This window comes from Rummeliibacillus sp. BSL5 (assembly GCF_052928305.1).
Genome location: NZ_JAVGCV010000009.1, coordinates 41,368 through 51,444, shown reverse-complemented (window position 1 = coordinate 51,444; position 10,077 = coordinate 41,368). Strand labels below are relative to the sequence as shown.

Sequence of the window (10,077 nt, the reverse complement as noted above, 5' to 3'; positions counted from 1 at the left end):
CGATGAGGTAGATAGGTTCGAGGTGGAAGTGTGGCGACACATGGAGCTGACGAATACTAATCGATCGAGGACTTAACCAAATTCTTAAGAACCTTCAATTCACGTTTATCCAGTTTTGAAAGAACAATTGTCTTTCAATAGAGGATTTCAAGACACGAGCAATACAAGGAAATGAACGAATGAACACCGGAGTGTACTTATGTACATGAGGATGTGAATGAGTGAAATTGACGCAGTAGTGCGATGTGTATTGGAAACCGTAAGTCTAGTAATGATGGCAAAGAGGTCACACCCGTTCCCATGCCGAACACGGAAGTTAAGCTCTTTAGCGCCGATGGTAGTTGGGGGCTTCCCCCTGTGAGAGTAGGACGTTGCTAGGCAATCTAAACACAGCTGATTAATCAGTTGTGTTTTTTTGTGTTTGAATAGATTTGAATAGAATAGAGAAATACCCATACTTAGAGATAATACATACATTATATAAATTCTATTAACTTTTCAATGGACAATAAATGAATCAACAGGGTACATCTTTCGATAATTCGCTATAATGGAAGAAAAATGATGAAATGGAGCACGCGAAGTTGGCAAAAATATTAGTTGTAGATGATGATCCATTTATTTTAGATCTTGTAAGCATTCATTTAGCCCAGGCCCACTATACAACTTTAAAAGCGAGCGATGGTGTACAAGCGCTTTCTATATTAGAAAAGGAGGCGCCAGATCTAGTTGTAGCTGATGTCATGATGCCTCAAATGGACGGTTACGAACTGACCAGAATCATAAGAGAACAATGGGATATCCCTGTTCTTTTGCTTACAGCAAAGGGAGAATTGAATGATAAAGAAAATGGCTTTAATGCGGGCTCTGATGATTACTTGGTAAAGCCATTCGAACCAAGAGAATTATTATTTCGGATTGCGGCTATATTGCGCCGTTATGATAAGCCTAATAATTCCATCAATCAATTAGGTTCGTTAATGATTAACCGAAAGAGTTATGAGGTAACAGCAAACCATACCACGCTCCTATTACCATTAAAGGAATTTGAAGTACTTGCGTTACTAGGTTCTCGGCAAAATCAAGTCTTTCAACGCTCAAAGATTATGGAGAAGGTATGGGGGTTTGATTATGAAGGAGATGAACAAACGTTAAATACGCATATTAAGCGCATACGGGAGCGATTAGCCAATATTGCACCAGATGTTCAAATTAAGACGGTGCGGGGGATTGGCTATAAGCTAGAGGTGATTAAAGGATGAAGTCTTTATACAGCAAGTTTTTGCTCGTCACTATACTTACTATGATTGCTAGTTCATTAATTGCCTTTTTGCTTACGAACACATATTATCATCAAGTCACTAAGCCTAAAAATGATACTAAGAATGTTATGATTGCGAAATCTATTGTGAAACCTATTAATGAATCTACTTCCTTTAAGTTAAAGCAATACCTTCAAACAATGGGGAACGTAGGCTATCAAATCTATTTAGTGGATGAAGACTATAAGGAGTCTTTTTTTGGTGGCGAATATCGATTAAAAAACTTATCACACAAACAAGTCGATCAAGTCTTAAATGGAGAAGTGTATCACGGCATGCGGAATCTTCCGCAAGAAACCTTTGTCACTGGCTTCTTTGCGAACGAATTATCAAATACGGTAGGTGTTCCGTTCCATTATCAAGGCAAAGCGTATGCGCTGTTTTTACGGCCAGACATTAAATTGCTATTTAGTGAAGTACATACGATTATGGGTGGCTGGTTTTTATTTATGGTTATCATCAGCTTAATGGCTATGCTATTTTTTGCAAAATTACTCATTAAGCCCATTACTGAATTAACTTTTGCTACAGGCCGTATTGCGGACGAACGATTTGATACTCCTTTATCAATTGAACGGCGTGACGAAATTGGTCAGCTTGCGGCAAGTTTTAATACCATGATGCAGCGTTTAGAAGAAAATAATCAGATGAGGAAAGAGTTTATCAGCAATGTTTCACATGATTTTCAATCACCATTGCTGAATATTCAAGGTTATACAGGATTATTAGAGAATAAGAGCCTATCTCCCGAAGATCAGCAGAAGTATGTTGAAATAATTCAATCTGAAACACATCGTTTATCGAATTTAACAAGGCAGTTACTATTACTTACTTCTTTAGATCAAACAAGCCAAAGGGCCAAGCGCGAAAATTATTTACTTGATCAGCAATTGAAGCGAGTGATTCAGAAATACAGATGGTTGCTTGATGAAAGACAGATTAACCTGTCCATGGCGTTAGAACCTGTTTCTTATAGAGGAGATGAAAGTCTGCTTGAAAATGTATGGGAAAACTTGCTGACAAATGCAATTAAATATAATCAGCCCAGTGGAGAAATTGAGATTTCATTGGATTCTTCTGAAAAAGGAACCACTATTATGATAAAAGATACAGGTATTGGAATGGATACTCAAACAATAAAGAAAGCATTTGACCGTTTTTATCGCGGGAATGAATCTCGCGGAAAGGATGGAACAGGGTTAGGGTTATCTATTGTTGAAAAGATAGTTCATCTTCATAGCGGTCAGATTGAAATAGAGAGCAAATTAGCTAAAGGGACAGCCTTTACGATATTTCTTCCCCATTTGTAATATGGAGTTCATATCCCGTTCATTTACCTCCTTTATAGTAAAGGTAACAAAAAAGTTGGAGGTTATTGGAATGGAAAGAAAATGGGGCATGCGGCTTATACGGATTGCTGCTATATTCGGTTTAATCGGTGCTATCCTAGGTTCGCATATGGCTGGCTCTATGAGCTATCAATTTAAACCAATTCACGCTCATATACTTGTTGTAGGCTGGTTGTCAGTGTTTGCGTGGGGAATATTTTATAGTATATTTACGCTGAAAAAGAAAGCACTAGTCGCAATTCACGGGTGGACAGCAATGATTGGTTCAATCGGACTGACAATTGGAATGTGGTTGAATACATTAAAACCTTTTAATATAAACAGTACGGTTGCTTTACTTATATATATAATCGGTGGTACTGTCCTTTTAGTTAGCTTTGGGTTATTTATTCTCTCTACCTTTATGGTAGAAACAAAAAAGGAGAGAGAATAAAAATATGCATGTTTTAAAAGAGAAAAAAAGATGGTTTACTATTCTGTTGGTGTGGGTGATTGCGGCCGCTCTTTTTACGTCATTCGCGCCTCATGCAAAAGAAGTCACGTCACCTGGAAAAAACTCAGGGCTTCCGGAGACAGACGCATCGATCCAAGCAGAAAAGACGTTGAAAAAGTACTTTCCCTCCTCAAAAGGGGTTCCACTTTTTGTCGTTGTTCACGATAAAAGCGGTTTGAAGGAAAAGGATGTTAACAAAGCCATGAAGAGTATCGAGAATGGCGTCCCAAAAGTCGATAAAGAGTTTACCGTCGTTCCTTTATCTAAGATGCCAAAAAAAGCGAGAGCTTCTTTCTTCTCTGAAGATGAAAAGACATTCTTTATGCCTGTTCTTTTACCGAATGGAATGGAAATTAAAGAAGTTAAGATGGCAATGGATAAATTAAAGAAAGAAATATTAAAAGAACAGCCAAGTAACTTGAAAATACATTTCACTGGCCCTGCTGGTATTGAAGCAGATACCTATGAAATGTTCTCGCGAGCAGATGTAGTATTAATTTTAGGTACGGTTAGTTTAATCTTTGTGCTACTCATCATTATTTACAGATCACCCTTACTAGCGTTTATACCGCTTATTGGCGCAGGTATTGCCTACACGGTGGTAGATGGCTTGCTTGGACTAATGGGCGATGCCAAGTGGTTTGCAATTGACAGCCAATCATTGTCGATTATGATGATTTTACTGTTTGCTGTTATTACAGATTATTCTTTACTTCTTTTCTCTCGTTTCCGCGAAGAGCTTGAGAAGGGACTGGACATAAATGAGGCGATGAGGAATGCTTTACGCTATGTACGGGAACCTATAATATTTAGTGGTGGTACGGTGCTATTAAGTATGCTTACATTATTTGCGGCGGTATTTGAGACATATCGTGCGTTTGCACCTGTCTTTGCAGTGGCAGTAGCAGTGATGTTAATAGCAGGGCTAACCTTAATGCCCGCCTTATTTGCCATTGCTGGTAAAAAATCTTTTTGGCCTTCCAATCCGAGAAAACGAGCTGAAAAAAGGGTAGGCAAAGAAGGCTTTTGGCATAGACTAGGGCGATTTGTTACAGAGAAGCCATGGATTGCGTTGGCACCTATTGTCCTAGTGCTTGTATTCTTTGCATCTATGGTACAAAGAGTGCATTATACGTTTAACTTGCTGGATTCTTTTCCTAAAGAGATGTCATCTATCCAAGGCTATAATGTACTTAATAAGTCTTTTTCTGCTGGGGAAATTGCACCGAGCACAGTGATGGTCAAATCAAAGGATTCACTTACCTATAAGCAATTAACAGATCTGACACAAAAATTGAATCAAAAAAGTAGCATTGACCAAGCAGAAATCCAAGGGAATCCTTTCTCTGAAGGGCATCAAAATGTCGCTAAAATTAATCTAATATTAAAAGAAAATCCATATTCGGAAAAAGCATTTGATGATATTGAAAAGCTACGTGATAATTCTTCTAAGCTTTTAGAGAAAAGCCAAATAAAAGGACAGCTACTAATTGCAGGCGAGTCGGCAAAAAATGCAGATATTCGAAGTGCCAGCAAGGGTGATGAAATCCGGATTATATCGATTATGACCATACTCATAATGATTATGCTAGGCATACAAACGCGTTCATTACTTGCTCCAGTCTATATGATGGCGACTATTTTGTTATCATTCGGAGCAGCATTAGGATTTACGGTGTTCTTCTTCCAAGATGTATTAGGCTACAAGGGAATCAGTTATCGTATACCACTGTACACTTTTGTTTTTCTCGTAGCATTGGGTATTGATTATTCCATTATGTTGATTTCCCGCATTAGGGAAGAGAAAGAGCATATGCCAATAAAAGAGGCCGTCCTCGAAGGAGTAGCTAAAACAGGCGGTGTTATTTCTTCTGCTGGATTAATCCTAGCAGCTACATTTGCTGTACTTATAACTCAGCCAGTTATGGAATTGCGTGTCTTTGGTTTTGCTGTAGCTATTGGTGTATTGATTGATACATTTATCGTAAGGCCAATTGTCATTCCAGCACTTATTGTTATTTTAGGCAAATACAGCTTCTGGCCTAAAAAGTTGAAACATAATTAATTGGTCTCTTATAAGTAACATGTATAAAGAAAACCTGTATGGTCATCGCCGTACAGGTTTTTTGTTTTATTTTACAATAAATCTTTTTGCATCATTAATATGAAGGTCTTCACCATTTCCATTTTCAGCATGAAGCTTTAATAAATAGGGACCAGCTTGTGTGAATGTATGCTTCGCTTCATATGTCCCTGATGATGTTTCCTGTAAATTTATCCAAATCGGTTTACCGCCATTAAACTGGGTAATTACCTGATAACGGACAGAGGCATTTGACAGTGCTTCACCTTTATATTTTAAAGAAACACTTAAATTCACCTTATCATCTTTTTTAAAAGAATTAGGGTTGTTATATATAATTGTTACGTTACCGTGTGTACGCTCATCGTGTTTTGTTACCTGTTTAGCTGATTTGGTAGCTGTGGTATCAGTCGTTTTTTCTTTCTTTTGAGAGTTGTTACCTGTTACAACCATCTCTCTGTTCGGCATCACATGGCTTCCGTCTTCTGCGGTTACATGTGCTTTGATCACATATACTCCTAAATCTTTTATTTTAAGCTTTGCCACATAAACATTATCTTTTAAAGTGGCAATCATCATTTGGTCCGTATTAGCTTCTTCATTCTCTATTTCAAAAGCTACATCCTTTGCCTTTGTATAATTTTTACCGTCTTTAGTGACAGCAACTTTCAGTTCTACCTCATCGCCGATTATTGCTTGTTTAGGAACAGTGAGGGCCGCACTTAAATCGGTAGTTTTCTTTTTTGTTTCTGTTTTTTCCCCTTCTTTGCTATTATTGCAGGCAGCTAGAACGGCTATGGAAACCAAAGCAATAATAAGTAGTCCAAATCTTTTCATATAAAAAACTCCCTTCCATTTGCATTGTAGCAAATCGAGTAAGGGAGTTTCAAAGTATGCATAGCTATTTAGTTTGTAGTCGCGCCTTTTTTTGTAAAAGGGTTGGAATCATCATGCCTGCGAGTACTAATAAAATGCCGCCGACCTGTAAGATAGAAAGTTTTTCATGGATGACTACTACAGAGGCAAGGATTGCTACGGGCAATTCCATCGCACTCAAAATAGATGCTAAACCGCCACCAACTTTTGGCACTGCTATAGTGAAGAGTAAGATCGGCAGAATAATACCAAAGAAACCTAGCAATAAACCGAAGATAAATAATTCACTACCGAAAAGTTTGCCATTTACAAGAACTTCTGGTGCTTGGAAAAGAAGAACAATAATCATAGCAAACAATGACATGATAGTCATACGGCCAATAGTGGAAATTCCTTCAACTGGGCGAGAGTTGAACTGCATAAAGCAAGCAAAGCTAAATGCCGCAGCAAAGCCAAATGCCCAACCACGCCAATCAAGGCCGCTTAAATCCACGTCTAAAATACCAGCTGCCAAAATGGTACCGATCACTAAAAATATGAGTGAGAATAATTCAATACGTGATGGGCGTCTTCGATGGATAATACAATCTAAAAATAAACCAATCCACGTGAATTGGAATAACATAACGACCGCTAAAGAAGCAGGTAAATAATGAACGGCTTTTCCGTAAACTATACCTGTAGTGCCTGTCAGTAAGCCAGAAATCATAATGATTAAGAAACCCTTACCTGTAATCTTTGGCAATGAGCGCTGAGTAGCGACAAAAAGAATGAGGGCAAGCAAAAAGCCGACAACATATTGGCTAGTTACAGCTTCAGACGTCTCAAAACCATGTTGCATTGCAACTTTGATCATGGTTGATAAAATCCCGTAGCAGCTAGAGCCAATAACAATCATTAATGGAAATATTAAATTTTTGTTCATTTTCGACACTCCTGTATATATTCAAACCTATATAGTATAAAGACATTAACTGTTTTTGCTTATAATATCTTATCAAAACAGCTTATAATGAAATAGGACATATGTCTATAAAGGAGGCTTTTATGAAAGTAATACATGATTCCTGTAAGCTTCATGAAAAGATACATCAATATAAGCTTCAAGAAATCTTTCCTACTTTTTCTAGCAAGCCCTTTGCCCTTTACCATTATGCTGCTGGCGAAATATTACTTCATGAGGGAGAAGAAATGACAATGCTCCTTTATTTAGTAGAGGGAAAGATTAAAACGACATCAAGCGTAGGAACAGGAAAGTCATTGCTTTTACGCTTTAGCCAACCGCTATCAATTATTGGAGATTTAGAATTGGTACGTCATGTACCCGTACAATCTCAAATCACATCTGTCACCGAGTGTTTATGTATCGCCCTGCCTTTTGATTATATTAACCAATATGAAAAAGATAATCCGTTATTTTTACAGCATCTCATCAAACATCTTAGTTATAAGCTTCAAACCTGCACGACTGCAGCACGAGTCAATTTGCTGGCTTCTGTAGAGAATCGTTTTGCAAGTTATTTATTAAGCATTACAACACCTGATAATGAATTTGGCGTGGAACTACAAACCCAGAATATAGGTGAAATTGCTGATTTATTAGGTACGACAAGACGCCATTTGGATAGAGTTATTCATAAGTTAAGCGAGCAGGGGATCATCGAGAGAGGAAATAAATTCTTTCGAATATTATCGCATGAATCGCTAGAGGATTTATCGCAAGGCATACGTTATGAATAAGTAATTTTGAAATATAGAAAAACCGGCGAAGCGTAGGTTTCGCCGGTCGTATGCATTAAACTTTTTTAACCATGTGATCAAATTCTTCACCAATGATTATCCAAGGCTCTGCATATACATAGCCCATTTTTTCATACAGTTTTCGAGCGCGCTCTTTTTCCTTTTCAACGCTTAGAGAAAGTTTACTGTAGCCTTTTTCTTTCGCTAGAGTATCCACGTATTCTAAAAGTGCTGTACCAATGCCTTTTCCTCTAAACTTTGGCGAAGTACAAATGGTGTCAATGTAAAACTCATCAGGCCTTGCCTCTACCTCAATAGTCTGGATTTCAGCTCCTTTATCAGATAGCCACTTTTCGAGGTTATGATCTAGCTCCTGTGCTTGATCGCCCCCATAGACCACCATCATCCCCGCAACATTCCCATCAATCTCTGCAACATATGTATTTAGATAGGAATGGCGGTTGTCTTTACGTTTAAATAAAGCCTGCAATTCATTCAAAACAGTTTGAGGTTCTGTTTCTCCTGTTAGCCTATTGGCAATATCACCTATAGCATCTACAATAAGTGGTGCAATATAAGGTGCGTCTGCAATTTGTGCATGTCGTATATTCATTCTATCCCTCCTCTATTTAGTATACCAAAAATGACTAAACTTAATTTTAATAATTCTGTACCTTTAGGATACAATTGTGTTGAAAATAGAATGAGATTTTACCTAATTTTTTTTGTCAAATGCTTTTGTAGTATAAGTCTTCATGGTAGGATAGAAGGAAGATATGTGTGAAGGAGTTTCGAAATGATTGATTCAAAAAAAGAATTAATCCTCGTCTATGGGGATGCATTCGTTGATTTTATAGCAAACGATACGACAAATACATCTTTTACAAAGTATTTAGGTGGTGCAACTGTCAATGTAGCGGCAGGCATAAGCCGAATTGGAGCACCAGCAGCATTAATTACCGTTACAGGCGATGATGAGACATCTCAGTTTGTACGCCAAGAACTAGATCTAGAAGGCGTAATTATGAATTATGCAAAAGTTATTCCAGAAAAACGAGTAAGTGGAGTGCATGTTCATTTAACAGAAGAACATGAACGCATTTTTACAAATTATATAGATGATACACCAGATCTACAAGTGGAGGTACAGCATTTACGTGAGGAAGCATTTGAACGTGCCTCTATATTCAATCTTTGCTCGAATACAATGTTCCACCCTATAGCCCTTGAAACTACGAAGGCTGCTGTAGCATTAGCAAAGAAACATCGTGCACTTGTCGCAATGGACGCGAATATACGTCCACTTCGCTGGGAAAGTCCACAAGTTTGCCAAGAAACGATCTCCGCCTTTTTACAGGAAGCTGATTTATTAAAGCTAGCAGAAGAAGAACTGTTCTTTTTAACTCAAACAAAAACACTTCATGAGGGTGTTGAGGCGCTTAAGGAATATGAAATTCCATTAGTGATGGTTACAGCAGGAGAAAATGGTGCTTATGTAGTGTTTGAAGGTGAAATAAAACACGTCCCATCGATTTCTGTTGAATGTGTAGATACGACTGGTGCAGGTGATGCCTTTATGGCGGGAATTCTCAGACAAGTCCATGTATATGGAATGCCTAAAAGTATAGAAGAAGCTTACCAGTTTGTATACTTTGCGAACCAGTTAGGTGCATACGCAGCTACAAAGCCTGGCGCTATTACTGCATTACCTCATTATGAAGAAATCAAAGAATTACTTGATGAGGATTCTAAATGAAAAAGGAATACAACGAATTAATCGAAAATCAACTCTTTTTTGGTGGAGCAAGGGATGTAGAGGATGCTATTACGAATGAGGGCATTGACTTAGTAGTAGATTTGCGGCAAGAGGAAACCAAAGAAGTGGGTTATACACGAATCCATACACCGATCTCAGATGAACCAAATGAATTAAAGCTATCTATTAGGAATGCAGTAGATAAAGTATTGAACGCTTATCATGATGGGAAAAAGGTTTATTTTCATTGTGGAAGCGGCAGCGGAAAAGCTGGAACGGTAGCGTCAGCTGTCCTACTTGAATTAAATAAAGTGAAGACGATCGACGAAGCAATGCAAAAGACGAAAGAAATCCGTCATCAGGTAGTCATCCAGCCATCACGTCAAAAAGCCTTGCAAGAAATGTTTAATGAGTCAAAAGAGTAGCACATGTGCTACTCTTTTATATTTCCCGGGAAA

General features: G+C 38.0%; 10 protein-coding genes and 1 rRNA gene. 8 read left to right on the top strand and 3 right to left on the bottom strand.

The annotated features are described in order from the left end of the window. Positions 1-264 precede the first annotated feature (264 nt). The 5 genes from rrf (at position 265) to RCJ93_RS16005 (ending at position 5,229) form a co-directional block, all read left to right on the top strand. Positions 265-380: ribosomal RNA gene (gene rrf / locus RCJ93_RS16025) — 5S ribosomal RNA — on the top strand. Positions 381-584: 204 nt separating this feature from the next. After that, the gene (locus tag RCJ93_RS16020; RefSeq protein WP_446739562.1) at positions 585-1,262 is read left to right on the top strand and encodes a response regulator transcription factor; all 678 of its coding nucleotides are present in this window, start codon (positions 585-587) and stop codon (positions 1,260-1,262) included. After that, complete coding sequence (locus RCJ93_RS16015) at positions 1,259-2,632, top strand: sensor histidine kinase (RefSeq protein WP_446739561.1); 1,374 nt, start codon at positions 1,259-1,261, stop codon at positions 2,630-2,632. Before RCJ93_RS16020 ends, RCJ93_RS16015 begins: the two co-directional genes overlap by 4 nt. Before the next feature lie 70 nt (positions 2,633-2,702). Then, positions 2,703-3,104 (top strand): hypothetical protein, encoded by a 402-nt coding sequence (locus tag RCJ93_RS16010; RefSeq protein WP_150285653.1) that lies wholly within the window; start codon positions 2,703-2,705, stop codon positions 3,102-3,104. Between the two features lie 4 nt (positions 3,105-3,108). Next, positions 3,109-5,229, top strand: a complete 2,121-nt coding sequence (locus tag RCJ93_RS16005) for an MMPL family transporter (RefSeq protein WP_446739560.1) — start codon at positions 3,109-3,111, stop codon at positions 5,227-5,229. Between the two features lie 66 nt (positions 5,230-5,295). On the opposite strand, the gene RCJ93_RS16000 is transcribed toward RCJ93_RS16005, so the two are convergent. Together RCJ93_RS16000 and RCJ93_RS15995 are read right to left on the bottom strand one after the other, a co-directional pair. Further along, the gene (locus RCJ93_RS16000) at positions 5,296-6,084 is read right to left on the bottom strand and encodes a FixH family protein (RefSeq protein ID WP_150285651.1); all 789 of its coding nucleotides are present in this window, start codon (positions 6,082-6,084) and stop codon (positions 5,296-5,298) included. A 64-nt stretch (positions 6,085-6,148) separates the two neighbouring features. Beyond that, positions 6,149-7,048 carry an EamA family transporter gene (locus tag RCJ93_RS15995; RefSeq protein WP_446739559.1) on the bottom strand — a complete coding sequence of 300 codons (900 nt, stop codon included), beginning with the start codon at positions 7,046-7,048 and terminating at the stop codon, positions 6,149-6,151. Between the two features lie 122 nt (positions 7,049-7,170). Between RCJ93_RS15995 and RCJ93_RS15990 the strand changes: the two genes are divergently transcribed. Next, positions 7,171-7,863, top strand: coding sequence for a Crp/Fnr family transcriptional regulator (locus RCJ93_RS15990; RefSeq protein WP_066791344.1), 693 nt, complete (start codon positions 7,171-7,173; stop codon positions 7,861-7,863). A 55-nt stretch (positions 7,864-7,918) separates the two neighbouring features. Here the strand turns inward: RCJ93_RS15990 and RCJ93_RS15985 are convergent, their stop codons facing one another. Then, positions 7,919-8,476, bottom strand: coding sequence for a GNAT family N-acetyltransferase (locus RCJ93_RS15985; RefSeq protein WP_066791348.1), 558 nt, complete (start codon positions 8,474-8,476; stop codon positions 7,919-7,921). Positions 8,477-8,659: 183 nt separating this feature from the next. Here RCJ93_RS15985 and RCJ93_RS15980 point away from each other — a divergent pair, with 183 nt between their 5' ends. Together RCJ93_RS15980 and RCJ93_RS15975 are read left to right on the top strand one after the other, a co-directional pair. Next, complete coding sequence (locus RCJ93_RS15980; RefSeq protein ID WP_249775152.1) at positions 8,660-9,619, top strand: carbohydrate kinase family protein; 960 nt, start codon at positions 8,660-8,662, stop codon at positions 9,617-9,619. Beyond that, positions 9,616-10,044: a protein-tyrosine phosphatase family protein gene (locus RCJ93_RS15975; protein WP_446739558.1), complete on the top strand. Its 429-nt coding sequence runs from the start codon at positions 9,616-9,618 to the stop codon at positions 10,042-10,044. The genes RCJ93_RS15980 and RCJ93_RS15975 overlap by 4 nt, the downstream gene beginning before the upstream one ends. Positions 10,045-10,077: the final 33 nt, after the last annotated feature.

Bases quoted from the DNA above. Each gene is read 5' to 3' on its own strand.
- RCJ93_RS16010 (WP_150285653.1), top strand. From the start codon at position 2,703: ATGGAAAGAAAATGGGGCATGCGGCTTATACGGATTGCTGCTATATTC.
- RCJ93_RS15980 (WP_249775152.1), top strand. From the start codon at position 8,660: ATGATTGATTCAAAAAAAGAATTAATCCTCGTCTATGGGGATGCATTC.
- RCJ93_RS16005 (WP_446739560.1), top strand. From the start codon at position 3,109: ATGCATGTTTTAAAAGAGAAAAAAAGATGGTTTACTATTCTGTTGGTG.
- RCJ93_RS15990 (WP_066791344.1), top strand. From the start codon at position 7,171: ATGAAAGTAATACATGATTCCTGTAAGCTTCATGAAAAGATACATCAA.
- RCJ93_RS15975 (WP_446739558.1), top strand. From the start codon at position 9,616: ATGAAAAAGGAATACAACGAATTAATCGAAAATCAACTCTTTTTTGGT.
- RCJ93_RS15995 (WP_446739559.1), bottom strand. From the start codon at position 7,048: ATGAACAAAAATTTAATATTTCCATTAATGATTGTTATTGGCTCTAGC.
- RCJ93_RS16015 (WP_446739561.1), top strand. From the start codon at position 1,259: ATGAAGTCTTTATACAGCAAGTTTTTGCTCGTCACTATACTTACTATG.
- RCJ93_RS16000 (WP_150285651.1), bottom strand. From the start codon at position 6,084: ATGAAAAGATTTGGACTACTTATTATTGCTTTGGTTTCCATAGCCGTT.
- RCJ93_RS15985 (WP_066791348.1), bottom strand. From the start codon at position 8,476: ATGAATATACGACATGCACAAATTGCAGACGCACCTTATATTGCACCA.